Origin of the sequence: Roseibium marinum (genome assembly GCF_002906165.1) — a bacterium.
GTDB lineage: Bacteria > Pseudomonadota > Alphaproteobacteria > Rhizobiales > Stappiaceae > Roseibium > Roseibium marinum.
Genome location: NZ_PPCN01000011.1, coordinates 1 through 25,903, shown reverse-complemented (window position 1 = coordinate 25,903; position 25,903 = coordinate 1). Strand labels below are relative to the sequence as shown.

The following is a 25,903-nucleotide window of genomic DNA, read 5'->3' as shown; positions in this document are numbered from 1 at the left end:
GATCCCATGTGCTGGTCAGGACCAGTTTTTCCGACCCTTTGTTACAAGGAGCCAATTATGACCCTTCACCGTCAGGTCCAATTCTGGCTGCTGTCCCTGGCTGTGTTCTGCGCCTTTCTCTATGTGTTTTCCGGCGTGCTTCTGCCTTTTGTCGCCGGCATGGCGGTTGCCTATCTGCTCGACCCGGTCTGCGACCGGCTGGAAAAGATCGGCATAGGGCGGATGTGGGCAACGCTCACCATCCTCCTGGCCTTCATCTTCATTCTGGTGCTTTTTTTCGTTCTCCTGCTGCCGGTACTCGGCAATCAGCTGGCCAAGTTCCTGGAGAATTTTCCCGATCTTGTCCAAAAGCTCCAGGGCCTCCTGTCGAAGAACCTCGGATCCGGGCTCGCCACCGCCGCAGGCATCGATGCCGACGACCTGCAGGCGACCATGTCGAATCTGATCGGGCAGGGCGCGTCCTTCGTCGGCAAGCTGGCCCAGTCGCTGTGGAGCGGCGGTCAGGCGCTGCTGTCGATCCTTTCCCTGTTCGTCATCACGCCGGTGGTCGCCTTTTATCTGCTGCTGGACTGGGACCGAATGGTCAGGCGTATCGACAGCTGGCTGCCACGCGAGCACCTCGCTCAGATCCGCGAACTTGCCGCGGAAATGGATGCGGCCGTCGCCGGCTTCGTGCGCGGCCAAGTATCCGTCTGCCTCATACTCGGGACGTTTTACGCGGTCTCGCTGGCAGTGGTGGGGCTCAATTTCGGCCTCCTGATCGGCATGGGCGCCGGACTGGTCAGTTTTATCCCGTTTGTCGGCGCCGGCCTTGGTCTTGTGATTTCCGTCGGTGTGGCGCTTGTGCAGTTCTGGCCCGACTGGCCATGGATCGTCGCCGTTGCGGCGATTTTCGCCGTCGGCCAGTTTCTGGAAGGAAACATTCTCCAGCCGAAGCTCGTCGGGGACAGCACGGGCCTTCATCCGGTGACCCTGATGTTCGCCCTCTTCGCCTTCGGATATCTCTTTGGATTTGTGGGGATGTTGATCGCGGTTCCGGCCGCTGCGATGATCGGCGTGCTTGCGCGCTTCGCCCTTAGGCAGTACCTAGCAAGCCCCGTATACCGGGGAACCGGCCGACCGGCACCGGTCCCGGAAGACAGAGTAGAAGAGTAAGTATAAGACCCATGGCGGAACCACCGCGCCAACTGCCGTTAGACCTGCCGCATGAAGCGGCGCTCAGCCGTGAGGATTATCTGGTGGGCGGTTCGAACCGGGCGGCATTTGAGCTACTGGACCGCTGGCCGGATTGGCCCTCGCCGGTGGTGGTGCTGGCCGGACCGGTCGGATCGGGCAAGACACATCTCGTCGGGGCTTTCCAGGAGGAAACCGGAGCGGCTGTCATCGCCGCGAAGGATCTGAGGGAAACCGCCGTCGAAATTCTGGTGGCGTCCCCGGCGGTGATTGTCGAGGACGCCCATCGTGGTGTGGACGACACCGCGCTGTTTCACCTGCTGAACGCGGCCCGGCAGGCGGATCGAACCGTCCTGATCACCAGCCGCACCTGGCCGGCAAGCTGGAACATCGCGCTTCCCGATCTCATGTCGCGACTGCGCGCCGCCACACCCGTGGAAATTCTGGAACCCGATGACGATCTGTTGCGCCGGGTTCTGGTGAAACTCTTCGCCGACCGGCAGATTTCCATCGATATCGGCGTGGTGGACTATCTCGTCGTCCGCATGGAACGTTCGCTGGAGGTTGCCATGCGCGCGGTGGAGGCGATCGACCGGGAAGCGCTGGCCGGCCGGGTCGGGATTACCAAGCCGCTGGCCGGCCGCGTTCTTGAAAATGTGCATAAAGGCGCGTGATTGGCGAATTTGCCAAGGGACTGTCATTTGCGTGCTCGGGAGTCCATGCTAGGGACCGCTCCAACTGGGCGGGATGGATATTCCAGCTCCAGCTGAAATGGCCGGTAGAAAGAATGATGCGATGAACCAAACCTCTGATCTTTCTAACATTTCGCCTCCTTCTCCTGGTTCCGCTGCCGATACGGCGGACCAGAAGTCCGCTGATCGCTCCGAAGACCACGGCACCGGCCTGGCGACTTCTCCGGCCCGCTTCATGAACCGGGAACTCTCCTGGCTGCAGTTCAACCGCCGGGTCCTTGAAGAGGCGATGAACGAGAGCCATCCGCTGCTGGAACGCATCCGTTTCCTGTCGATCTCCGCCAACAATCTCGACGAATTCTTCATGGTGCGCGTCGCCGGTCTGCGCGGCCAGCACCGGGCCGAAGTCATGAACCTGTCCGATGACGGCCTGACCCCGTCCGAACAGCTTCAGAAAATCAGTGAGGCCGTGCGGGAGTTGCAGGCCTCCCAGCAGGAGATCTGGGGCGAACTGCGCCACGATATCGTCGACAAGGGCATCGAGATTCTCAAGGGCGATACGCTGGATGACAATGACCGGGCCTGGCTGAAGGACTATTTCCTCGCCTATGTGTTTCCGGTCCTGACGCCGCTCGCGATCGATCCGGCCCATCCGTTCCCGTTCATTCCCAATCTGGGCTTTTCCATCGTTTTCGAGCTGGTCCCGACGTCCGGCGGACGCGGCATGATCGCGCTGCTCAGGATTCCCAACCAGGTCGATCGGTTTGTGCAATTGCCCGTCAGCGGCGGCAGCACCGCCCGCTTCATCGCGATCGAACGGGTCGTCAGTCTCTTCATCGGGCGGCTGTTTCCGGGCTACCAGATCCGCGGCAAGGGCGCGTTTCGGGTGATCCGCGACAGCGACCTTGAAATCGAGGAAGAAGCGGAAGACCTGGTCCGTCTTTTCGAAAGCGCGCTAAAACGCCGCCGCCGGGGTTCCGTGATCCGCCTGGAAATTCAGGACACGACCCCGCCGGCCTTGCGCGATTTCGTGGCCGAAGCTCTTCAGGTGCGCGAGAACGAGATCTTCCTGGCAAATGGGTTGCTGGCGCTGAACAACCTGTCGCAGATCGTCGATCTGGAACGGCCCGACCTGAAATTCGAGCCCTATACGGCCAGGTTTCCGGAGCGGATCCGCGAACATGGCGGTGATTGTCTGGCGGCGATCCACCAGAAGGACATCATTGTCCATCACCCTTACGAATCGTTCGACGTGGTCGTACAGTATCTGCGTCAGGCCGCCCGCGATCCAGATGTCGTCGCGATCAAGCAGACGCTTTACCGGACGTCCAACGACAGCCCGATCGTCAAGGCGCTGGCCGAGGCGGCCGAGGCCGGCAAATCGGTCACCGCGCTGGTGGAACTGAAGGCGCGCTTCGACGAAGAGGCCAATATCAAATGGGCACGCGACCTTGAGCGCGCCGGCGTGCAGGTGGTCTTCGGCTTCATCGAGCTGAAGACCCATTCGAAACTCTCCATGGTCATCAAGCGCGAGCAGGGCCAGTTGAAGACCTATTGCCATATCGGCACCGGCAACTATCACCCGATCACGGCGCGGATCTACGAGGACCTGTCCTTTTTCACCGACGATCCGGGCATCGCGGAAGACGCGGCGCGGGTTTTCAACTACATCACCGGATACGCTGAGCCGGCCGAGCTTAACAATCTTCTTGTTTCGCCGGTGAACTTGCGCAGGCGCGTGCTGGAGCTGACCGAGGCCGAGATCGCGCATGTGAAAGACGGCAGACCGGCGCAGATCTGGATGAAGATGAATTCACTCGTCGATCCGGAGATCATCGACGCGCTCTACCGGGCCAGTCAGGCAGGCGTGCAGATCGATCTTATCATCCGCGGTATCTGCTGTTTGCGTCCGGGCATAGCCGGACTGTCGGAGAACATCCGGGTCAAATCCATCGTCGGGCGGTTTCTGGAACATTCGCGCATCTACTGCTTCGGCAACGGTCATGGCCTGCCGTCCCCGAAAGCTCATGTCTATATCGGTTCGGCGGATCTCATGCCGCGCAATATCGACCGCCGCGTCGAGGTTCTGGCGCCGCTGCTGACGCCGACGGTGCACGAGCAGGTGCTTGACCAGATCATGGTCGCCAATCTCAAGGACAATCAGCAAAGCTGGCGGATTCTTGCCGATGGCAGTCACGAGCGGATTCTGCCGGGTGCAAACGAGGAAGCGTTCAATGCCCACCGGTATTTCATGACCAATCCATCCTTGTCGGGGCGTGGCAAATCCCTGAAGAGCGATCGGCCAAAGCCGTTCCTGAAACGGCAAAAACGAGGTTAGCATGACACGCCAGTTCAAGCCGGCCCGCGGTCGTCTCAACGGGTCCGGACCGGTCGCAGTCGTGGACATCGGCTCAAATTCCGTGCGCCTGGTGATTTATGAACGCCTTGCCCGCACGCCGACCATGCTCTTTAACGAGAAGCTGCTTGCCGGACTTGGCCGGGGCGTTGCGGCGACCGGACGCATGGCGGAGGATTCGGTCAACCTGGCGCTCGGTGAGCTGGCGCGGTTCAAGGCGCTGATTGAGCATACCGGCTGCAAGGAACTCTATATCGTCGCGACCGCCGCCGCGCGGGATTCCGAGAACGGGCCGGCATTTGTCCGTCAGGTGGAAGCGTTTCTGGATGCGCCGGTCCGCATTCTGGACGGTGGCGAGGAAGCCTATTATTCCGCCCTCGGGGTGATCGCCGGGTTCTGGCAGCCGCGCGGCATTGTCGGCGACATGGGCGGAGGCAGCCTTGAACTTGTGGAAATCTCGCAAGGCGTGCCAGGTGTCGGTGCGACATTCCCGCTAGGCGGCCTGCGCCTGTCCGAAGAAGCCGACGGCAAGCTGTCCAAGGCCCAGAAAATCGCCGAAGAAGCGCTCAGGGGTTATGACTGGCCCGACCTTGCGCCGGGAGAGCGGACATTCTACGCGGTCGGCGGGACCTGGCGTTCCCTGGGCCGCCTCCATCTCATCCAGAATAATTATCCCTTGCATGTGATGCACAACTACGAAATCAGCGCGGAGGAGGCGATTGAGTTCTGCCGGAAGATCGCCGTGCCCAATCTCGAAGGCATCGACCAGTCCGAAGTCGTCTCCAAGCAGCGGCGCCCTCTGGTGCCGGTCGGCGCGGTCGTGCTGGAACAGGTGCTGACCGCCATGAAGGCCGAGCGTCTGGTGTTTTCCGCAACCGGCGTTCGCGAGGGATTGCTGCACGAGAAACTGCCAGCGGGCATGCAGGACCACGATCCGGTCATAGAAGCGTCCCGCGAACTCTGCATCCTGCGGGCCCGCTCACCGGACCACGCCGAAGAGCTTATCGCGTGGACCGATGCGCTGTTCAGGGAGCTGGAGATCGAGGAAACCGCCAACGAGACCCGGCTGCGGCATGCCGCCTGTCTTCTGTCGGACATCGGCTGGCGGGCGCATCCGGATTACCGGGGAGAGCAGAGCCTCAACATTATTTCCAACGCATCGTTCGTCGGGCTGGATCATGCCAGCCGCGCCTATCTTTCGGCGGCCGTGTTCTACCGGCATGAGGGGCTGCGGGAAGGGGCGCTGTCCCCGGTCATCCAGCATCTTTTCACGGATCGTCTTCGGATTCGGGCCAAGGTTCTGGGCGCAACCTTGCGCGTCGCCTCGCTTTTGAGCGCTTCGATGGCGGGTCTTCTGCCGAAGGTCGGCATTTCGAAGACGGAAGACGGCCTGACGCTGGATCTCGGCACGGACCTCGCCGCGCTCGACGGCGAACGCCTGCGCAAGCGGGTCAGCCAACTTGGCAAGGCGATCGAGACGTCAGTCACTGTGCGGGCAGGTTAGGTCAAGGAAGGGCTTTCCCCAGACCATTATTCCGCCGCTTGTGTTTCCAGATCCTCTTGAGCCGGTTGATCGAGCGCCACGATCTGCCGGTCGCGGAAGGCGAGGGCGACTTCGCCGTGCTTGAGCTTCAGCGCGGTCTCTCCGAAAAGTTCCCGGCGCCAGCCTTTCAACGCGGCAACATCGGCTTCATCGTCGGCGGCGATCTTTTCAAGATCGTCGACCGTGGCGATCACCTTCGCGGCAACGCCGTTGGCTTCGCTTACAAGTTTCAACAGAACTTTCAAAAGATCCACCGCGGCGGCCGAGCCGTCCGGCGCCTGCCGGCCCTTCGGCAGCCTGGGCAGCTTGTCCTTGGGGAGTTCCAGCGCGCGTTTCACGGTTCTCAGGATTTCGTCGGCGGTTTTGGAGCGTTCAAAACCGCGCGGGACAGTTCGCAGCCGTGCGAGCGCTTCCGTGTCCTGGGGCTGCTGGGCGGCGAGCTCATAGATCGCGTCGTCCTTGATCACCCGGCTTCTGGGAACGTTGCGCGCCTGCGCCTCTGTCTCCCGCCAGGCGGCGACTTCCATCATGACGGCGAGTTCGATCGGCTTGCGCACCCTGAGCTTCAGCCGTTTCCAGGCCTGGTCGGGATCCGTGCGGTAGGTGGTGACGGAGGTCAGAACCTTCATCTCGTCCTGTACCCAGTGGCTGCGGTTCTGCTCCGCCAGATTGGCGTTCAGGAACTGATAGGCATCGCGCAGATGGGTGACATCGGCAAGCGCGTAATCAAGCTGCTTGGCGGTAAGCGGCCGCCGCGCCCAGTCGGTGAAGCGGGACGACTTGTCGATCTGGGCACCGGTGACCTTGTAGACCAGCTGATCGTAGGAAATGGAATCGCCGAAACCGCAGACCATCGCGGCGACCTGAGTGTCGAACAGGGGCGCGGGGATGAGCCCGCCCAGGTGATAGACGATTTCTATGTCCTGCCGCGCCGCGTGGAACACCTTTGTCACACTGTCGTCGCGCATCAGTTCGAAAAAGGGTTCAAGGTCAAGCCCTTCGGACAGGGCGTCGACGATAAAGGCCAACTCCGGCCCGGCCATCTGAATCACGCAGAGCTTGGGCCAGAAGGTGGTTTCACGGAGAAACTCCGTGTCCACTGTCACATAGTCGTTGGCTGCAAGGCGCTGACAGGCAGCGGCGAGGTCTTTTGTTTTTGTAATCACATGCATGGTGACGGAAAGCTATACCTGAGTTCTGCCGCTTTGTCGCCACGAAATGGCAAAAAATACATTCCGAAACGCTTGAAAAGGCGCAATAAGTGCGCCTATGTTGAAGCGGCAGACTGACGGAACATGAAATAGAAACGGGGAGAACAAATGCGCAGGATTTTGATGGTGAATTCGAAGGGCGGATGCGGCAAGACCACGATCGCCACGAATCTTGCGGTGGCTCTCGCGGCGCGCGGCGATGATGTCGCGCTGGCGGATGCGGACCGCCAGAAATCCAGCCTTTCCTGGGTCAGGCGCCGCCCGGAAAATCTTGCAAGGATCGAAGGCCTGAACTGGTCCAAGGAAGAAGCGATCGGCGACAAGGACAAGAAGCTGGACGCCATCGTGATCGACGGCCCGGGCGGACTGCGTTCGGAACTTGCCAGGAATCTCATTGCCGAGGCCTCCGACATCATCGTGCCGGTTCTGGCCTCCGCCTTCGATTGGGATGCGACCCTGAAGTTCCTGGACGGTATTTCCGACATCAAGCGTGTCCGCAAGGGCAAGGCGGAAATCTTTGTGGTTGCCAACCGGATCAACCGCCGCTCGACTCAGGTGGCCGATCTGGAAAAGACCTTCGCCGCAAAAGGCTTTCCGCTTCTCGCCCGCATTTCCGATCGGGTGCTTTACGCCCGTCATGCGGCCGCGGGGACTGGTGTTTTCGATTTTTCCGACGCGCGCTCCCACGAGATCCGCGGCCAGTGGCACCCGTTGCTGCAGGCGGTTGATGCCTGAGCGGGGCATCTGCCTGTCTCTCTTGCCCAAAGGGGACGGGCAAGCATCGCGCAAGCCTCTCCCTTGACTTTCGCCGCGCAACATGGCTTTTGCAGCCGGACACGGCCTGCCTCTGGCGGGCCGTATTGGTTTTCCATGCAAAAATTAAAAACTGTCGAGGAACGAGAATGCACCCCTACCGTAGTCACACTTGCGGTGATCTCCGTCTGTCCGATGAGGGAGAGACCATCCGTCTTTCCGGCTGGGTCCACAGGGTCCGCGATCATGGCGGGGTGCTGTTTATCGATCTGCGCGACCATTACGGCGTGACCCAGTGTGTGGTCGATCCGGATTCGGCCGCCTTCAATCTGGCCGAAACCGTGCGCTCGGAATGGTGCATCCGCATCGACGGCAATGTGAAAAAGCGCTCGGACGAGACGATCAACCCGGACCTGCCGACCGGCGGGATCGAGGTATTCATCCGCGAGTTGGAAGTTCTCGGCGCCGCCAAAGAACTTCCGCTGCCGGTTTTCGGCGAACAGGATTATCCTGAAGAAGTGCGCCTGAAATACCGTTTCCTCGACCTGCGGCGCGAGAAGCTGCATGACAACATGATCCTGCGCTCCAATGTGGTGCGCGATCTGCGCGATCGCATGTGGGCCATCGGCTTCAACGAATTCCAGACGCCGATCATCACCGCTTCGTCGCCGGAAGGCGCGCGCGACTTTCTGGTTGCTTCCCGGCTGCATCCGGGCAAATTCTACGCGCTTCCGCAGGCGCCGCAGCAGTTCAAGCAGCTTCTGATGGTTTCCGGATTCGACAAGTATTTCCAGATCGCGCCTTGTTTCCGCGACGAGGACCCGCGCGCCGACCGGTCGCCGACGGATTTCTACCAGCTCGATATGGAAATGTCCTTCGTCACCCAGCAGGACGTGTTCGACACCATTGAACCGGTGATAGCCGGCTGCTTCGAGCGCTTCGGCAAGGACCGTCCGGTCAACCGCAACTGGCCGCAGATCTCCTATAAGGATTCCGCGCTGTGGTACGGCACCGACAAGCCGGATCTGAGAAACCCGATCAGGATGCAGATCGTCTCCGAGCATTTCGCCGGGTCCGGCTTTGCCATTTTCGCAAATCTTCTGGAACAGCCGGGCACCGAAATCCGTGCGATCCCGGCTCCCAAGGGCGGCAGCCGCAAGTTCTGCGACCGGATGAACAAGTTCGCGCAAGGCGAGGGCCTGCCGGGCATGGGCTATATCTTCTGGCGCAAGGCGGAAGACGGTTCCATGGAAGCGGCCGGTCCGCTCGCCAAGAACATCGGTCCGGAACGCACCGAGGCTATCCGCACGCAACTCGGCGTTGAGGTCGGCGACGCGGCCTTCTTCCTCGCCGGCAAGCCGAAGCAGTTCGAGGCGGTTGCGGCCAAGGCGCGCGTCATCATCGGCGAGGAACTCGGCCACACCGACAAGGACCGGTTTGAATTCGCCTGGATCGTCGACTTCCCGATCTACGAGCGCGACGAGGAAACCGGCGAGATCGACTTCGAGCACAACCCGTTCTCCATGCCGCAGGGCGGGATGGAAGCGCTGCAAGGCGACTCGCTGGAGGTTCTCGGCTTTCAGTACGACCTTGCCTGCAACGGTCACGAGTTGCTGTCCGGCGCCATCCGGAACCACAAGCCGGAAATCATGTACAAGGCATTCGAGATCGCGGGCTATCCGGCCGAAGAGGTCGACAAGCGCTTCGGCGGCATGGTCAACGCCTTCCAGTACGGCGCCCCGCCGCATGGCGGCTGCGCGGCCGGGATCGACCGCATGGTCATGCTGCTGGCGGACGAGGCCAACATCCGTGAGGTCATGCTCTTCCCGATGAACCAGAAGGCGGAAGATCTGATGATGGGGGCGCCCGGCGACGTGACGCCCGCCCAGCTTCGCGACCTGCACCTGCGCCTGAACCTGCCTGAGGACTGACCTGGGCCCACTTGCGGCAAACCTTGAAATAGGAGTACCTCTCTAGAAGAGGGCTTCGAGGCCGGTTCCGCCGGCCTCCCGCATGCCGGGTTCGGCAACTTACGGAAAGGCACTGCCTCGTGTTCAACCCTGCGAAATGGCAGGTCTGGGAAGATCCGGACGGAACCGTCCAGCTGATCAAACGGCTGCTCAGCGAGAATATCCGGTCCTATATCCCGCGTTATATCCTTGCATTCGTGTTCATGGGGGTCGTCGCCGCCACGACCGCGGCCAGCGCCTGGATCATGAAAGACGTCATCAACGAGGTGTTCATCAACCGCGACAAGATGATGATCTATACGATCGCCGGCGCGGTCATCTTCATCTTCACGCTGAAGGGCTTTTCGACCTATGGGCAGATGGTGGTTCTGTCCCGTGTCGGCAACGCCATTGTCGCCGACCTGCAGAACCGGCTTTTCAAGCGTCTGACCGAACAGGACCAGTCCTATTTCGACCGCATGTCCCTGCCGGAACTGACGATCCGTGTGAATACCGGTGCCGGCAGTGCGCGCTCCGTTATCGAGATGCTCGTGCTGACACTCGGCCGGGATGTCCTGACGCTGGTCGGTCTGCTGGCGGTGATGATCGTGCAGGATCCGCTGATGAGCCTGCTCGCTCTGTTGATCATGCCGCCGGCGGTGATCGGCGTCAGTCTTCTTGTCAAGCGGGTCAAGACCTATGCCAGGCGGCAGGTGGTCTCCAACGCCAAGATCGGCGCGACCATGCAGGAAACGGTTCTCGGCATCCGCATCGTCAAGGCTTTCGGAATGGAACCTGCGATGCACCGGCGGATGAATTCCTCCGTTTCCGAAGTGCGGCACCAGTCCAACAAGATCGCTTCGCTGACCGCGCGCACCTCGCCCTTGATGGAAACCCTTGGCGGTTTCGCCATTGCGCTGGTCATCTTCTACGGTGGTTATTCAGTCATCGAACTCAACAAGGATCCGGGAGCGTTTTTCGCCTTCATCACGGCGTTGCTGCTTGCCTACGATCCGGCCCGGCGCCTTGCGCGGCTGAATGTCAATTTGAACAAGTCGATTGTCGGCGTCCGGCTGATGTATGAGCTGATCGACGAGGAACAGGACCTGCAAGTGGTCGAGAACGCACCGGAATTGCGGGTGAAAAACGGCGAGGTGGCTCTCAGGGACGTGCATTTCTCCTATGGGGAAGGTGCCGCCCTGCGTGGCCTTTCCCTCACCGCCGAAGGCGGCAGGACAACCGCGCTGGTCGGCGCTTCAGGCGCGGGCAAATCGACCGTCTTCGCCCTGATCGAGCGCTTCTACGACTCGCAGAGCGGGGATATCGTCATTGACGGCCAGCCGGTCAGGGACGTTTCGCTGGCGTCGCTGCGCCGTCACATCGCCTATGTCAGCCAGGAATCCTATCTCTTCAACATGAGCATCCGGGACAATATCTCTGTCGGCAAGCCTGGCGCCAGCCACAGTGAGATTGAGGCCGCGGCGCGGGCCGCCAATGCCCATGAATTCATTCTGGAGCTACCGAACGGCTATGACACGGCGGCCGGAGAAGGCGGCGGGCGTCTGTCGGGCGGCCAGCGTCAGCGTGTCGCGATCGCGCGGGCGATGCTGCGTGATGCGCCGATCCTGCTTCTGGACGAGGCGACTTCCGCGCTGGACGCGGAATCTGAATCCAAGATCCAGGCTGCGCTGGAAACCCTGATGGCGGGCCGGACCACCCTGGTCATCGCGCACCGGTTGAGCACGGTGCGCCATGCCCACATGATCCATGTGCTGGACAAGGGACGGGCGATTGAAAGCGGAACGCATGACGAGCTGTTCGAGCATGACGGCATTTATCGCCGTCTTTGCGAATTGCAGTTCCAGAATCGCAGCGAAGCGGCCGAGTAAGCTTCTGTTTTGATCTGGAATGAAAAATGCCCGGACGGTTCGATCCGGGCATTTTGATTGAGAACCGTCGGACCAAGTCGGGCCTATTCGTTTGCCGCTATGCTGATCGACAGGATCTGCGGGATCATGTGCGGGGCGAGCATCGCGGTTCCCATGATCTGCGCCACCGGTACCGGAACACCCGGAGCGGCTTTGATCTCCAGAGAGTCCGGAGTGGTCAGAAACTGTGTGACCGCCTGCTGAACCTTGTCCTGCAGGTCCTTGTTCTGCAGCATGCCGAGCATTAGCGGCAGGCTGCCGGTCAGACGCTCGACATAGACAGGCGTTTCGACGCCCGCCTTTTGGGCCTCGACGTCCAGAATGCGGCCCGTCAGTGAATCGTCATCCAGCCGGATGCCGATATTCTGCACTGTGACCGCCTGCAAAGCCGCCATCGTCTCCTGCGGCTCGCCGGAGTTCCGGTTGAGCTGCATGATCACCTCCCGGGTGACACCGCCCAGGGAAAACGACAGCGACACGCTGGCAGCCTGCTCGGCGTTGATCTTCAGCTCCGGAACCGTGAGCGTTGCCGTTTCGGGATCCCATTTTCCAGAACCGGACAGATCGACTGTCAGCGTTTTGTAACCCAGCTCGCTAAGCGATTTGGACTCCTTGGTTTCGACCTTGTCGACATCGATTTTGGCTCCCGAGACGGCAAAACTTCCTGCCGTCGGCAGGTCGCCGTCCATTGCGTCGATCGAGGAGGTGATTTTCTCGATATCGGCGATCTGTCCGTCTTCGCCGCGGATCAGTACACCAGTGATCTCAAGCATGCTGTAGCCCGGGTTGACCGGAGCCTTGTCCGCTTTAACCTCTTCCGCCGATGGCAAAAGCAACCCGGTCGCCTTGAGGTTTTTCAAGGACATGCCGCCGTCGTCAGCGGCAAGTTCCAGGTTTTCCAGATCGAGGCTGGAGAGCTTGAGGCGTCCGTTGTCCTGAATGGCGCCGCCCGTCAGCGTCGTGGAGCCGATGGTCACCCTGGCGTCGTCCTTGTCGTCATTGGTAATGACGAGATCCCTGATCGTTACCGTGTCAGCGGACGTGTCGACGGCACTGTAGCTCTCAACGGTTCCCTCTTCTGAATCCAGCAATTCCAGAAAGGTGTCGGCAACATCGTTTCCGCTCGGGTCGAAGGCGAGGGCAGGCAGGCCCTGAAGAGGGAACAGGCTGACTGCGAGACCGGCGGCAAACCGGTGGGATCGGTAAAACATCATGAAATCTCCAGCAAACGGATGGAACACGCCGTGTCAGGCAACCCTGCATGAACCATGAGGGTATGGCCCAAGTTCCAGTGCGGAGCAAGGCGAAAGCCGGAGCCGGCGGGGAAGGGTTTGGACCCGGAAACCGCCGCTCAGGCGGCTGCCTTTTCACGGAAGGTGGAGTTGGCCCGCTCCACGTCCTCCATGCGCGGCAGGCTGGCTTCATTGCCAAGATGCTGAACGGCATGGGTGGAGGCGCCGCGGGCGAACCTGAAATGCTGGTCCCAGCTGTTTTCCGGCCAGTGCAGGTAAGAGGCGATATAGGCTCCGTGGAACACGTCGCCCGCACCATTGGAATCCACCACCTTTTCGATCGGGACGGAAAGCGCGGGCATGATTTTGTCGGGCCCGCCCGCTTCATACCAGACCATGCCGTGTTCGCCGAGTGTCACGGCACCGACCGGGCAGTTCTTAGACCGCAGGTAATTCAGCGTTTCCCCCGTCGATTTGCCGAGCTGCTGACAGAAGCGCTCGGAGACCACCGCGATGTCGATATGGTTCAACAGTTCGTCCGTGTTCTCCCTGACCGCGCCGCCGTCCAGCGAGGTCAGGATACCAAGGTTTTTGCAGGTTGCCGCGTAGTGCTGCGCCGCGTCCGGCATATGCCCGTCGAGGTGAAGCGCCTTCATGCCGGCAATTGTCAGCGGCGGGAAGGGATGCAGAAAGTCATTATCGCGGCAACGGACAATCGCCCGCTTGCCGCCCTGCGGCATAATGAAGGACAGGGAGGATTCCCGCACTTTGCGCCCATGCACGGAGATGCCGTAGGCCGCCGCCATGTCCAGGAACATCCGCGCCAGCCAGTCATCGGCCAGCGAACAAAGAAGCTCCGGTTTGCCGCCGAGCTTGGCGCAGCAGAAGGCCGCGGTAACGGCGTTGCCGCCAAAGCTGATGGCATAGTCCCGGGCAATTGTCTTTTCATCGCCTGTCGGGAGGCGGTCGGTCAGAAAAGTTACGTCGATATAGGACTGGCCGATAAACAATGCCTGCATGGCGTTCTCCCTGGATCAACCTGCGTTCATCCAAACGCAGACAAGTTGCTTTAGGTCACGAGTTCATAAATGAGGAGCAAACCGCCTCAAACCATTTCATCCTCATTTATGAGCTCGCGACCTGATTGGGTTTTTACATCGCCACAATCCTAGTCAGATTGCGCGCGAGACGGCTTTGATCTGGATGAAACACCTGCATATTCAGTCCTTGTTTACCCAGATCGGCGATTGTCAGAAAGAGTTTATTCACAAACAGGCATGCGTTTTGTCCCTCCGCTATATTGGCTTCGCAAAGACGGTCATGGTTGCCCTGGTGCTGGCGACCACGCCCCTGTTTGCAATCAATATCATCCTGAACCAGTACGCGGAACGGCGCGCGGTCACCGAGATGGAGGCCATGGGCAACGTCTCGGTCCACCGGGCGGAAGAGGCCATCAGCACCACCGTCTCGTTGCTGCAGCGGCTCGACCGGGACAATGTCCAGACATGCAGCGCCGAAGACCGGGTCATTTTCGAAAAACAGATCGTTGAACACGGCATGATCGATGCCGTGGGCCTCGCCGATGCCTCCGGCCAGCGCATGTGCATCATTCCGGACCGCGAACTGGCCGGAATGATCATCCTGCCGCCACTGCGTGCGGATGGTCCCCTGGTCGGCATCGGCATGCTCGAGCGCAGCTTTCTCGGCGCCCATGCGGCCGTGATCAGCTGGGATCTGAAGAACCAGACAAGGCTTTTCGCGGAAGTCACGCCCGCGGTGATCGCCATGGATCCGGGGCCGGAATACCTGCGTTCCTACAGGCGAACCGAGCTCCGCCTCGGAAACAACCTGCTTTGGTACAACGTCGGCGGCTATAATTCCGTAGGCTCCGATCCGGAGGAAATGCTGACCGTGGAAATAGCCTCCGAGCTTTATCCGCTCGTGGCCACGGTCACCGCGCCCGCATCGTCGGCGAGACAGGTCGTGCAGGATCTGAAGGTGCTGGCCGCCGCCGCATGCGCGGGCGTTGCAGTCCTGTTCGTCGCCATCGGGGTCTGGTTCTCCTGGCGGCCCGAGAGCGAGGCGAATGACGAATTCATCGCGGCCATCCGCAACGGCGAATTCATTCCCTATTATCAGCCTGTCATGGACATCGAAAGCCATCGCCTGCGCGGTTGTGAGGTTCTGATGCGCTGGCGGCGCCCGAACGGCATGATCGTTTCACCGGGTCAATTCATGGCTTACGCGGAAAACAACGGCCATATCTTTGACATGACCCGGCACATGATGCGGGTGGCCGCGGAGGAAGTCGGTGAGCTTTACGGCGATAATCCGGACCTGAAACTGTCGATAAACCTCTTCGCGGGCCACTTCCTGGACCGCGAGATCGTGTCCGATATCAAGGCGATCTTCGAAAAATCCAATATCTCCTATCAGCAGATCGTCGTCGAAGTGACGGAACGCCATCCGCTGGAAGACATGGACCTTGCCCGCAAGATCATTGCCGAACTCCAGGCGCTCGGCGTCCGTGTCGCCCTGGACGACGTTGGAACCGGCCACGGCGGCATGGCCTATCTGCAGAAACTCGGCGTCGACATCATCAAGATCGACAAGATGTTCATCGATACGATCAGTTCGGACGACAACTCCACCACAATTGTCGATTCAATGGTCGAACTGGCCGATAATCTCGGCATGGGCATCATTGCCGAAGGTGTGGAGATGGAGGAGCAGATCGAACGGCTCCTGGAACTCGGCGTGACCGCCGCGCAGGGATATTTTTTCGCCGCGCCGATGCCTTCCGGCGAATTCATCGAATACGCCGAACGCACCGAAGCCGAAGCGCGTGAGCGCGAGCGGATGGCGGCTGAAGCTGCCGCTGCGGCAAGGGCGGCGTCCGAGACCGCGATGAAGGGTGCCGCGGCCTGATCGCTCCGCCAGGCGGAGCTTTCCGCATATCTGAATCCTTGCCCGGCATGGCTGACTAAGCCACACACCGAAAATTATGCTGCATTGCGGAAAATGCCACTTGTCTGTACCGGCTGGACGGTTTATATGCCTCAAGATATGTACTGACTGGACGGTATAAAAATGGCTGTGCGGAACGCCAGAAAATCACAGGATTCGAAGTCGGAAATACTCAAGGCAGCCCTGGAGGTCATCAAGCGATCCGGTGCGCCGAGCCTGACTATCGATGCGGTTGCGGAGGAGAGCGGCTTTTCCAAGGGCGGCGTCCTTTACAATTTCCCGACAAAGGATGCGCTGATCACCGGAATGGTCGAGTTTCTCGCCGGCCAGTTCGAGGGCGAGATCGCCACCGCGCGGGAAAGGCACCTTTCGTCGCAATGTCCGACGCTCAGCGCCATGATCGACGTTACGGAAGGCTGGCTGCGCGCGCATAAGGACGTCGCACAGGCCATGCTGGCGACGAAGGTCGACCGGCCCGATCTCAGCAAACCCTTCATGGAAGTCAAGACGCGGCTGAAAGCGGCGATTGCGGGAGAAACAACCGAAATCGGCAAGGCTTGCGCCATCTGGGCCAGTCTGGAGGGACTGCACTTCTCCGAAGCTCATTGTGTAACGATTTTCTCTGAGGAAGAGCGCCTGGAAGTCTTCAAGGAACTTCGCAAGTGCCTGCAGAAAAACAAGAATCAGGATTGATCACGAGATGACCGCAATTCGCAAAACCTCCATCGGCCGCCTGGCCGCGCTCCTGCTCGCCGCCGGTTTCCTGTCGGCCTGCCAGGAGGATGTTCTCGACCCGGTGGCAAAGGCCGAGGCGGAGCTGCACGCGGCACCGCGGCCGGCCAAAATTTTCACCGTCACCGATCAGGTCGGATTGCTGGAGCGCCGCTTTGCCGGCCGCGTGGCTGCCGTCCAGACGGTTGACCTGTCGTTCCAGGTTCCCGGAAAAATCGTCGAACTCCCGATTCTGGAAAGTCAGCGGGTCAAGAAAGGCCAGCTGATTGCCAAACTCGATACCACCGATTTCGATCGCGCGGTCCGCGAAGCCACCTTTCGGTCCGAGCAGGCCAAGCGCGAACTCGACAGGCTGGAAACCCTGCGTGAGCGCTCGATCATTTCGCAGGCGGCCTATGACGAGCAGAAGAACGTTCATGATCTCGCCGTCGAGGAGCTGAAGGAAGCAAAGCAGAACCTCGGTTATACCGAGCTGCACGCCCCTTTCGACGGCATCGTCTCCATAAGGCTCGTCGACAATTTCACCACGGTCAGCGTCGGCACGCCGGTGGTTCAGGTCCATGACGTCTCCGAAGTGCATGTGGACATCAATGTCGCCGAAGCCCTGTTTGCCCGCGTGACGGAGGAGGATGTGGCCTCCATCGAGGGGACGTTCGCCGCCTTTGGCGACAAGCGGTTTCCGCTGACCTATCGCGAGCATTCCAGCCAGGTGGATGAAGTCACGCAAACCTACCGGGTAACTCTGGCGATGCCCAAGGCCGGAGCAGAACACCTTTCCCCCGGAATGACGGCCTCGGTCATCGTCAGTTTCTCTCCGCAGGGACTGGAACTTGGCGAGCAATTTCTGGTGCCCTCCGACTCGGTCGCGGTTGACGGCGACGGCAAGGCCTTTGTCTGGAAACTCGCGGATGCAACCGGAGAAGTCTCCAAACAGCCGGTCGAAATCGGAACGGTGATGGGGGATTACCTCCCGGTCAGCTCCGGTCTGCAGCGGGGAGATGAAATCGTTTCCGCGGGCGTGGCCTATCTCAGCGACGGCCAGGTCGTGCGCCGTCTGCGCTGATCCGTACGGACAGAAAAAGGATCAGTATCTTGGATATCGCACGCTACTCCATCGAGAAGCCGGTCAACACGTGGATGATCGTCATCATGGCGCTTCTGGGCGGGCTTTGGGGGCTTACCACGGTAGGCCGGCTTGAAGACCCGGCCTTCACCATCAAACAGGCTCAGGTCATCACCAGCTATCCCGGCGCGACCGCCGCCGAGGTGGAAAACGAAGTCACTGAAAATCTCGAAACCGCAATCCAGCAAATGCCGCAGCTGGATCTGGTCACTTCTGTGTCCGAACCGGGCCTGTCGCGGATCAGCGTGGAGATAAAGCCCACCTATGACGGCAGCGAGCTGCCTCAGGTCTGGGACGAGTTGCGCCGCAAGGTCACTGACGAGGTCCGCAACCTTCCTGCCGGCGTCGGCGTGCCGCTGGTCTACGATGATTTCGGCGACGTCTACGGCCTTTTCTACGCCTTCACGGCGGATGGCTATACCAACCGGGAGATCCGCGAAACAGTCAAGCGGATCCGCCGGGAGTTGCTGACGGTACACGGTGTCGGCAAGGTCGAGATCGCCGGCGAGCCGAACGACATCATTTATCTGAATGTCGATCATGACAAGATGGCCGGCCTCGGCATTTCCAACAGCGACATCACCAGTGTCCTGGACGCGGAAAACCGTATTCAGACCAACGGCTCCGCGGTGTCGGGGCAAAAGCGCATCCGGCTGATGACCGCTTCGGCCTTTGACGATTTTCGCGGCATCCAGGATCTGGTCATCGGCAGGCCCGGGTCGACGGCCATGATCCGCCTGTCCGACGTTGCGACGCTGGAACTGGGAGAACCCGAACGCCCCGGTCGGCTGATCCGGCACAACGGCCACGAGGCGGTGACCATCGGTGTCTCGCAGGTGGACGGCACCAATATCGTAGATGTCGGTGGACGGGTGGTTGAAAAACTCGCCGCGATTGAGAAACAGCTTCCCGTCGGCATGCAGATCCATCCGATCTATGAGCAGAACGCGATCGTCGATGAAAGCGTGAACGGCTTCATCCTGAACCTTGCCGCCTCTGTCGTGATCGTGATTGGCGTCCTGGCCCTGTTCATGGGCTGGCGCGCCGCCATGGTGGTGGGCACCGTTCTGCTGCTCACCGTTCTGGCAACGGTCTTGTTCATGCGGATCTTCGCGATCGAGATGGAGCGCATCTCCCTCGGAGCCCTGATCATCGCAATGGGCATGCTGGTGGATAACGCCATCGTCGTGGCCGAAGGCATGATGATCAACATGCAGCGCGGCCAGAAGGCCATCGAGGCCGCCAGCAAGGTGGTGGCGCAGACCATGTGGCCGCTGCTCGGCGCAACGGTCATCGGCATCATGGCCTTTTCCGGCATCGGACTGTCGCCCGACTCGACCGGGGAATTCCTGTTTTCCCTGTTTGCCGTGATCGGAATCTCGCTGTTGTTGTCCTGGGTCTTCGCGATCACGGTCACGCCGCTCTTCGGCAAGTATTTTTTCAGGACGGCCACCGGCAACCTGGATGACCATGACCCCTACAAGGGCATTCTCTACACAATTTACCGCAAGTTTCTCATCGCTACACTGCATGCGCGCCTTCTGACGGTGCTGGTGCTGATCGGCATCACCGTTGCCTGTGTCATGGCGTTCGGCAATGTGAAGCAGGCATTCTTCCCGGACAGCAACACGCCGATCTTCTATGTCCATTACTGGGCGCCGCAGGGGACGGATATCCGCGTCACCGAGGCCGACCTCAAGGAAATGGAGAAGGTCATCCTGGCCGACGAGCGCGTCGAGACCGTAACCGCCTTCGCGGGCGGCGGGGCGACGCGCTTCATGCTGACCTATGCACCGGAAGATGCCAATCCGGCCTATGGCCACATGATCATCCGCACCGCGAGCCGTGATGACATCGACATGCTGGCGCTGGAACTCCGGCAGCAGTTCGCCGAGCGCTTTCCGGCGGCCCAGATCATCACCAAACGTCTCGTTTTCGGTCCCGGCAGCGGCGCAAAGATCGAGGCCCGGTTCTCCGGTCCAAACGAGAATGTTCTCAAGCGTCTCGGAGACGAAGCCCAGGCGATCTTTTCCCAGCCCGACAATGCGCTGGCCGACGTCAACACCAACTGGCGTCAACGCGAGCTCGTCGTGCGGCCGATCTTCGATGAAGACCGTGCCCGCATCTCGGGCGTGACCCGGGAAGAACTCTCGCTGGCGCTGAAATTCGCCACGGAAGGCGTTCAGGTAGGCTCCTACCGGGACATCGACGAAAGCATTCCGATCATCGCCCGCAAGGCGGATACCGACGGCATTTCGGTGAACGAGAGTGTGTCCGACGCCCTGGTGTGGAGCAACAGCCAGCGCCGTTACATCCCCATCGACGAGGTCGTCAGCGAGTTCGTCATGGAGCCCCAGGATACCCTGATCCACCGGCGGGACCGGGTGCGCACCCTCACGGTGAAGGCCGAAACCACGGCGGGAGAAACCGCGACCTCCGCGCTCGCAAGGGTCCGGCCGCAGATCGAGGAGATGGAGCTTCCGCCAGGCTATGCCCTTGAATGGGGCGGGGAATACGAGAGCACCAATGACGCGCAGGCCTCGCTCGGAGCCCAGTTGCCGCTCGGTTTCCTGGTGATGCTGATCATCTCGATCATGCTGTTCGGCTCCGTCCGCCAGCCGCTGATCATCTGGCTGATGGTGCCGATGTGCATCAACGGCGTCGCTCTCGCCCTTCTGGGAACCGACACGCCGTTCGGCTTCATGTCGCTGCTCGGTTTCCTGTCGCTTTCAGGCATGTTGATCAAGAACGCCATCGTGCTTCTGGAGGAGATCGATCTGCTGATCCGCGAGGGCAGGGAGAAATACGAGGCGATCGTCGATGCCTGCGTGTCGCGTATGCGGCCCGTGATGCTGGCGGCGATCACCACCATCCTCGGCATGGCGCCGCTTCTGTCCGACGCTTTCTTCCGCGGCATGGCGGTCACCATCATGGGCGGCCTGGCCTTTGCCACCGTCCTGACCCTGATCGCGGCGCCGGTGCTCTACGCCTTGTTCTTCCGGATCCGCCCGCCGAAGAAGACCAAGGCATCGACGGACACCGGCAGCGCCGCACCGGCAGCAATACCCGTACCGGCCGAATAACGGCTTCGTTTGGAAGAGCGGCGTCTCGCTGTCCGCTCGGCACACTCCCGTCTCCCCCCTTGAGGGGGAGATGTCCCCGCAGGGGACAGAGGGGGGTGAAGCGGTTCCGCGAGTTCTGACAGGATTTGTGTGCCGAGAGGCCGTCCCCCCTCTGTCCGTTTCACGGACATCTCCCCCTCAAGGGGGGAGACGGGAGCAAGCGGCTATAGCTGTGATACTCTCGGCTATCTTCCTTCGCAGCGCCAAAATGGGTCAGGCTGGTGTGGGTGGGTTAAATTTCTCTATTTTATCCAGAAACTTAGCAGCTCTTCCGGACTCAATCTGTCAACTCCCCCGAACAACCTCGTAAGGTTCCTCGAACCGGAATTCCTCCAGATTGTCGCCGTCGCCGATCCGGTCGACGACTGAAAAAAGTCCCGGATCGCTCAAGGGTGTCAGCACGCCGTGCCAGATGTTGCGGTGAAGATTGATGCCCTGGCCCGGTTCGGTGATGAAGGCTCGCGGATGTCCCGGCTTGCCGTTGTCGTCCGGGCAGACGATCACCAGGAAAGCGGCCTGTGTCATCGGCAGGAAGGCCTGGCTGCCGAGCGGGTGCCGCTCGACCATCTCCAGCAGGTAGGGCAGGGTGCGTTTCTCAGACAGGAACAGGCTGATGCCGGCACGGGCATTCGCGCCGGCCATGTCGAGCGCCGCCAGATCGTGGTAGCGGCCGCATTTACCCTGGTTGATGATCATGGTCGGATCGCCGCTGGTCTCGATCACATCGCCGAACGGGGCGAAGGCGTCGCGTGTGAGCGGTTCGGTCAAAATTCCGCGCGCCATGGGCTTACAGAAGCTTCATGTGGCGGTTGACGTCCTTGTAGAGCAGATAGCGGAACCTGCCGGGCCCGCCCGCGTAGCAGGCTTGCGGGCAGAAGGCGCGCAGCCACATGTAATCGCCGGCCTCCACTTCCACCCAGTCCTGGTTGAGGCGGTAGACGGCCTTGCCCTCCAGAACATAAAGCCCGTGTTCCATCACATGTGTCTCGGCAAACGGAATGACGGCGCCCGGTTCCAGCGTGACGATGTTGACATGCATGTCATGGCGCAGGTCGTCCGGTTCGACGAACCGCGTCGTCGCCCATTTGCCGTCTGTGCCCGGCATCGGGTTGGGCGCGACGTCCTTCTCGTTGCGCACGAAGGCCTCCGGCTTTTCAAGTCCCTCGACGGCCTCATAGGCCTTGCGGACCCAGTGAAACCGCACCGGCGCGCTGCTTTCGTTCGTCAGGGTCCAATTGCAGCCGGCGGGCAGATAGGCATAGCCGCCTTCCTCCATCGGGTGAGGAATGCCTTCGATGATGACGTTCATGCTGCCTTCGACGACGAACAGGACGCCTTCGGCCCGGCCATTCGGTTCCGGCTTTTGGCTGCCGCCACCCGGCTGCACTTCCATGATGTATTGCGAGAAGCTCTCGGCAAAGCCGGACAGCGGCCGCGACAGCACCCACAGCCGGGTCTTGTCCCAGAACGGCAGGAAGCTGGTGACGATGTCGCGCATCGTGCCCTTGGGGATGACCGCATAGGCCTCGGTGAAGACCGCGCGGTCGGTCAGGAGCTGGGTTTGCGGCGGATGACCGCCGCTCGGGGCGTAATAGGATTTGGAAGTCATTGAGAGTTCCTGATAGCGCCTGGAAGCATAATTTTATGAGTTCGTACCCTAAGAAGTGTGGTCCCGGCAAAGCAATGGAAAAAGCAACAAGATCAATCTGCTTTAAGGCTTTTCGTCCGGCGCGCCGGTGATTGAAGGGTCTTTTTCAGCCTTCTCCCGTTGCATTGCCGCCGAAGTGGCGCAACCAGATGTCCGTTCGCGACCTGTCGCGCGCCTCATAGGCCTGGATCGCCTCGTGAAGGTCCGACGCGGCAGGTGTTTCCGCGTCGGAGCCGATGCCGGTCAGCCGCATCGTGTACCACGCGGTTATGCCGCCCTCCGGGGCTTGCGAAAATCTGGGAAACTCCGGCTCGAGCATCCTGCCAGCTTTCCACTGGTCGGCGAGGGAGGGCACAAGGGCGAGCGCGCGCGCCAGGCCGACGATATCGACCGCGCCGCCGGCCAATGCGTCCTCGGCCTGGGCGCGGGTCTTGAACCCGCCCGTCAGCATCAGCGGCTTTGACGTGACAGTGCGGGCGCGTTTCGCGAAGCCAATGAAATACGGCCCGCGTCCCGCGCCGTCGGAGGCGGCTTTCGCGCCGGGAAAATACGTCCCGCCGCTGATGTCGATCAGATCGACCGAGGTATTTTCCAGCGCCGCCACCACCTCCAGCGCCTCGTCCTCTATGAGCCCGCCTTCCAGCTGGTCCGAGGAATTGAGCTTCACGCCGATGGGAAAATCCGGCCCGACGGCGGCGCGTGCGGCCTCGATGGCTTCCAGAAGCAGCCGCATGCGGTTGGCGATCGGCCCGCCATAGGCATCGCTCCGCTTGTTGAACAGGGGTGACAGAAACTGGCTGAGCAGAAATCCGTGCGCCGCGTGGATCTGCACCCCGCCGAAACCGGCCTGCCGCGCCAGCCGGGCCGTCCGCGCGATCTCCAGCGGGAATTGACGGATCTCGTCCGCTGTCATCTGCGCGCAGCGCAGCCCCGGCAGATCGAGAGCGCTCGGGCCCTTGGGGGCGCTGGTCGGCGCATAGGCAAGCGCCCCGGCGTGGCCAAGCTGCAGCCACAGCTTCGCGCCGTTCGCGCCGCCCTTTCGGGCAAGGTCTCCGAAGCGCTCCAGGTCGGACGCCTCGTTGAGCACCAGATTGCCGGGTTTTTCGGCATAGCTTGCTGTGCCCTGCACCTCGCCGATGATGGCAAGCGCCAGCCCGCCTTCTGCCCATCGTTGATACAGCCGTAACTGGTCCGCGCTCGGATGGCCCGTTCCGTCCCCCAGGGAATCCGACATCGCCGATTTCGCGATCCTGTTTTTCAGGATGACGCCACAGGGCAGTTTCAGCGGTTCGAACAGAATTTCAGGGTGTTGCATTTGAACGTCCATGGCCGGATTGTGCAGCGTTGGTTTTACATCCGCGAAAACGCGCGCTAGCGCAACGCTGGATCGGCTTTTTTCGCATTCGGTTGAATGCGCACTGTTCCATGACCTGAATTGCAGCAGGCATGGGAGAAGGGGGGGGAAATGCATGTGCTCGTGATTGGCGCCGCCGGAATGGTGGGCCGCAAGCTGGTGGAAAAACTGGCCGATGACCCGTCCGTCTTCGGCTTCGAGGTCAGCCGGCTGACGCTTGCCGATGCGTTCGCGCCACCCGTGCCGCCATCCATTCAGGGCATAACCTCGGCGCTCACGCTGGATCTTGCCATGCCTGGCGAGCCGGAAAAGCTGATCGAAGGACGGCCGGACGTGATCTTTCATCTCGCCGCCGTCGTCTCCGGCGAGGCGGAAACCGATTTCGACAAGGGCTACGCGGTCAATCTGGATGGCAGCCGGATGCTGTTCGAGGCGATCCGCCTTGAGAACGCGCGCGCGCCCTATTATCCGCGCGTCCTCTTCGCCTCGTCGATTGCCGTCTTCGGCCAGCCGTTTCCGCAAAAGATCGGCGACGAGTTCCTGTCGGCGCCGCTGACCAGCTACGGCACCCAGAAGGCAATCACCGAACTTCTGCTGGCAGATTACAGCCGCAAGGGTATTTTCGACGGCATCGGCCTGCGCCTGCCGACCATCTGCGTCCGCCCCGGCGCGCCGAACAAGGCGGCCTCCGGCTTCTTTTCTAACATCCTGCGCGAACCGCTCTCCGGCAAGGAGGCCGTTCTGCCGGTCGGTGAAGACGTGCGCCACTGGTTCGCCAGCCCGCGCGCCGCGATCGGCTTCTTCACCCATGCCGCCCGAATCGACACCGCGCTGATAGGGCCGCGCCGCAGCCTCTCCATGCCGGGGCTCTCGGCAACGGTCGGCGAACAGATCGAAGCGCTGCGCCGCGTCGCCGGTGAAAAGGCCGTGCGCCTTATCCGCCGCGAGCCGGATGCGGACATCGCGCGGATCGTTGCCGGATGGCCAACCGATTTCGACGCCCGGCGAGCAAGCGAACTGGGCTTTCAGGCCGAAACATGCTTTGACGACATCATTCGAATACATCTTGAAGACGAGCTGGGAGGCACGCACGCATGACATACAACGGTTTCGACGTGAAAGGCAGGATCGCCCTTGTGACCGGCGGCGGCACCGGCATCGGCCGGGCCATGGCGAAAGACCTGAGCGCCGTGGGCTGGCGCGTGGTGATTTCCGGCCGCCGCAAGGACGTGCTTGAAAAGACCGCCGCGGACCTCTCGGCGGAAACCGGCGGCGATGTGACCTGGAGCGCCGCCGATGTCGGCGATCCCGTCTCCGTGCGCGCGCTGTTCGGCGATATCCGCGAAAAATTCGGCCGCATCGATCTCGTGGTCAACAATGCCGGCATTTCCAATTCCTCCGTTCCGCTGGAGGATATCAGCTTCGAGGAATGGAACAGCGTCGTCGCCGCCAACCTGACCGGCGTCTTCCTGTGCACCCAGGAGGCCTTCCGGCTGATGAAGGCGCAGACCCCGCGCGGCGGCAGGATCATCAACAACGGCTCGATCTCGGCGACAACCCCACGGCCCAATTCGGCCCCCTACACCTCCACCAAACACGCCGTCGCCGGCCTGACCAAATCCGCCGCCCTCGACGGCCGCCCCTTCGACATCGCCTGCGGCCAGATCGACATCGGCAACGCCGCCAGCGACATGACCGCCCGCATGGGCGGCGGCGTCCCGCAGGCCAACGGCGAAATGATGAGCGAACCCACCATCGACCCGGCCCACATCGCCCAGGCCGTCGTCTACATGGCCAGCCTGCCACTGGACGCCAACGTGCTGACGCTGACGGTCATGGCAACGAAGATGCCGTTTGTGGGCAGGGGGTAGAGGGAAGTTGCGCGGTGGATAGATAGGTAAGTCGGGCGGGGAGTGGGCGTTTACTGCTATTTGAACGAATGGGGCCAAGTGCTGATTTTCAGGTTTTGTTCGGAAAGTCATTGAAGCGGACATTCGCACAGAGCAGGCGCACTGTGGCTTATGGCCTATTCCGTTGAAAAACTCCTGTTGTTTTAAGTTCTGAACGCTGATTCAATCTCCTTACTGATTTGGGAGATGCTGGCGATGATGGGGCCGAGG

19 protein-coding genes are annotated in these 25,903 nt (G+C 61.1%); 13 read left to right on the top strand and 6 right to left on the bottom strand.

The window, feature by feature from the left end; genetic code table 11:
* The first annotated feature begins 57 nt into the window (after window positions 1-57).
* The 4 genes from CLV41_RS20960 to CLV41_RS20945 all read left to right on the top strand — a co-directional run bounded on the left by CLV41_RS20960 (window position 58) and on the right by CLV41_RS20945 (window position 5,725).
* Complete coding sequence (locus CLV41_RS20960) at window positions 58-1,155, top strand: AI-2E family transporter (protein WP_103224432.1); 1,098 nt, start codon at window positions 58-60, stop codon at window positions 1,153-1,155.
* An 11-nt stretch (window positions 1,156-1,166) separates the two neighbouring features.
* A complete protein-coding gene (locus tag CLV41_RS20955; protein WP_103224431.1) occupies window positions 1,167-1,847 on the top strand; it encodes a P-loop NTPase family protein in 681 nt (226 codons plus the stop codon).
* A 121-nt stretch (window positions 1,848-1,968) separates the two neighbouring features.
* Window positions 1,969-4,203 carry an RNA degradosome polyphosphate kinase gene (locus CLV41_RS20950; RefSeq protein WP_103224430.1) on the top strand — a complete coding sequence of 745 codons (2,235 nt, stop codon included), beginning with the start codon at window positions 1,969-1,971 and terminating at the stop codon, window positions 4,201-4,203.
* Window position 4,204: 1 nt separating this feature from the next.
* Window positions 4,205-5,725 (top strand): Ppx/GppA phosphatase family protein, encoded by a 1,521-nt coding sequence (locus CLV41_RS20945; protein WP_103224429.1) that lies wholly within the window; start codon window positions 4,205-4,207, stop codon window positions 5,723-5,725.
* A 26-nt stretch (window positions 5,726-5,751) separates the two neighbouring features.
* Here the strand turns inward: CLV41_RS20945 and rnd are convergent, their stop codons facing one another.
* Window positions 5,752-6,936 carry a ribonuclease D gene (gene rnd, locus CLV41_RS20940; RefSeq protein ID WP_103224428.1) on the bottom strand — a complete coding sequence of 395 codons (1,185 nt, stop codon included), beginning with the start codon at window positions 6,934-6,936 and terminating at the stop codon, window positions 5,752-5,754.
* Between the two features lie 147 nt (window positions 6,937-7,083).
* Here rnd and CLV41_RS20935 point away from each other — a divergent pair, with 147 nt between their 5' ends.
* From CLV41_RS20935 to CLV41_RS20925, 3 genes are all read left to right on the top strand, one after another.
* Window positions 7,084-7,710 (top strand): ParA family protein, encoded by a 627-nt coding sequence (locus CLV41_RS20935; RefSeq protein ID WP_103224427.1) that lies wholly within the window; start codon window positions 7,084-7,086, stop codon window positions 7,708-7,710.
* Window positions 7,711-7,877: 167 nt separating this feature from the next.
* Window positions 7,878-9,659, top strand: coding sequence for an aspartate--tRNA ligase (aspS, locus tag CLV41_RS20930; RefSeq protein WP_103224426.1), 1,782 nt, complete (start codon window positions 7,878-7,880; stop codon window positions 9,657-9,659).
* Window positions 9,660-9,778: 119 nt separating this feature from the next.
* Window positions 9,779-11,566 (top strand): ABC transporter ATP-binding protein, encoded by a 1,788-nt coding sequence (locus CLV41_RS20925; RefSeq protein ID WP_103224425.1) that lies wholly within the window; start codon window positions 9,779-9,781, stop codon window positions 11,564-11,566.
* An 83-nt stretch (window positions 11,567-11,649) separates the two neighbouring features.
* On the opposite strand, the gene CLV41_RS20920 is transcribed toward CLV41_RS20925, so the two are convergent.
* Both CLV41_RS20920 and CLV41_RS20915 read right to left on the bottom strand, forming a co-directional pair.
* Window positions 11,650-12,819 (bottom strand): hypothetical protein, encoded by a 1,170-nt coding sequence (locus CLV41_RS20920; protein WP_208987647.1) that lies wholly within the window; start codon window positions 12,817-12,819, stop codon window positions 11,650-11,652.
* Between the two features lie 137 nt (window positions 12,820-12,956).
* A complete protein-coding gene (locus tag CLV41_RS20915; RefSeq protein ID WP_103224424.1) occupies window positions 12,957-13,856 on the bottom strand; it encodes a sugar kinase in 900 nt (299 codons plus the stop codon).
* 265 nt (window positions 13,857-14,121) lie between these two features.
* Here CLV41_RS20915 and CLV41_RS20910 point away from each other — a divergent pair, with 265 nt between their 5' ends.
* The 4 genes from CLV41_RS20910 to CLV41_RS20895 all read left to right on the top strand — a co-directional run bounded on the left by CLV41_RS20910 (window position 14,122) and on the right by CLV41_RS20895 (window position 20,742).
* On the top strand, window positions 14,122-15,765 hold the full coding sequence (locus CLV41_RS20910) for an EAL domain-containing protein (RefSeq protein WP_208987646.1): 1,644 nt from the start codon (window positions 14,122-14,124) through the stop codon (window positions 15,763-15,765).
* Window positions 15,766-15,927: 162 nt separating this feature from the next.
* Entirely contained in the window at window positions 15,928-16,497 is a 570-nt protein-coding gene (locus CLV41_RS20905) for a TetR/AcrR family transcriptional regulator (RefSeq protein ID WP_103224422.1), read from the top strand.
* Window positions 16,498-16,504: 7 nt separating this feature from the next.
* Window positions 16,505-17,599: an efflux RND transporter periplasmic adaptor subunit gene (locus tag CLV41_RS20900; protein ID WP_103224420.1), complete on the top strand. Its 1,095-nt coding sequence runs from the start codon at window positions 16,505-16,507 to the stop codon at window positions 17,597-17,599.
* A 29-nt stretch (window positions 17,600-17,628) separates the two neighbouring features.
* Window positions 17,629-20,742 carry an efflux RND transporter permease subunit gene (locus CLV41_RS20895; protein ID WP_103224417.1) on the top strand — a complete coding sequence of 1,038 codons (3,114 nt, stop codon included), beginning with the start codon at window positions 17,629-17,631 and terminating at the stop codon, window positions 20,740-20,742.
* A gap of 324 nt (window positions 20,743-21,066) precedes the next feature.
* Here CLV41_RS20895 and CLV41_RS20890 read toward each other — a convergent pair whose 3' ends face one another.
* From CLV41_RS20890 to CLV41_RS20880, 3 genes are all read right to left on the bottom strand, one after another.
* A complete protein-coding gene (locus tag CLV41_RS20890; RefSeq protein ID WP_103224415.1) occupies window positions 21,067-21,564 on the bottom strand; it encodes an ureidoglycolate lyase in 498 nt (165 codons plus the stop codon).
* Window positions 21,565-21,568: 4 nt separating this feature from the next.
* Window positions 21,569-22,390 carry a bifunctional allantoicase/(S)-ureidoglycine aminohydrolase gene (locus CLV41_RS20885; protein ID WP_103224413.1) on the bottom strand — a complete coding sequence of 274 codons (822 nt, stop codon included), beginning with the start codon at window positions 22,388-22,390 and terminating at the stop codon, window positions 21,569-21,571.
* A gap of 145 nt (window positions 22,391-22,535) precedes the next feature.
* Entirely contained in the window at window positions 22,536-23,744 is a 1,209-nt protein-coding gene (locus CLV41_RS20880; protein WP_103224616.1) for an NADH:flavin oxidoreductase/NADH oxidase family protein, read from the bottom strand.
* 150 nt (window positions 23,745-23,894) lie between these two features.
* On the opposite strand from CLV41_RS20880, the gene denD reads away from it, so the two are divergent.
* Both denD and CLV41_RS20870 read left to right on the top strand, forming a co-directional pair.
* Window positions 23,895-24,881 carry a D-erythronate dehydrogenase gene (gene denD / locus CLV41_RS20875; RefSeq protein WP_103224411.1) on the top strand — a complete coding sequence of 329 codons (987 nt, stop codon included), beginning with the start codon at window positions 23,895-23,897 and terminating at the stop codon, window positions 24,879-24,881.
* The gene (locus tag CLV41_RS20870) at window positions 24,878-25,654 is read left to right on the top strand and encodes an SDR family oxidoreductase (RefSeq protein ID WP_103224409.1); all 777 of its coding nucleotides are present in this window, start codon (window positions 24,878-24,880) and stop codon (window positions 25,652-25,654) included. The genes denD and CLV41_RS20870 overlap by 4 nt, the downstream gene beginning before the upstream one ends.
* The last annotated feature ends 249 nt before the right edge of the window (window positions 25,655-25,903 follow it).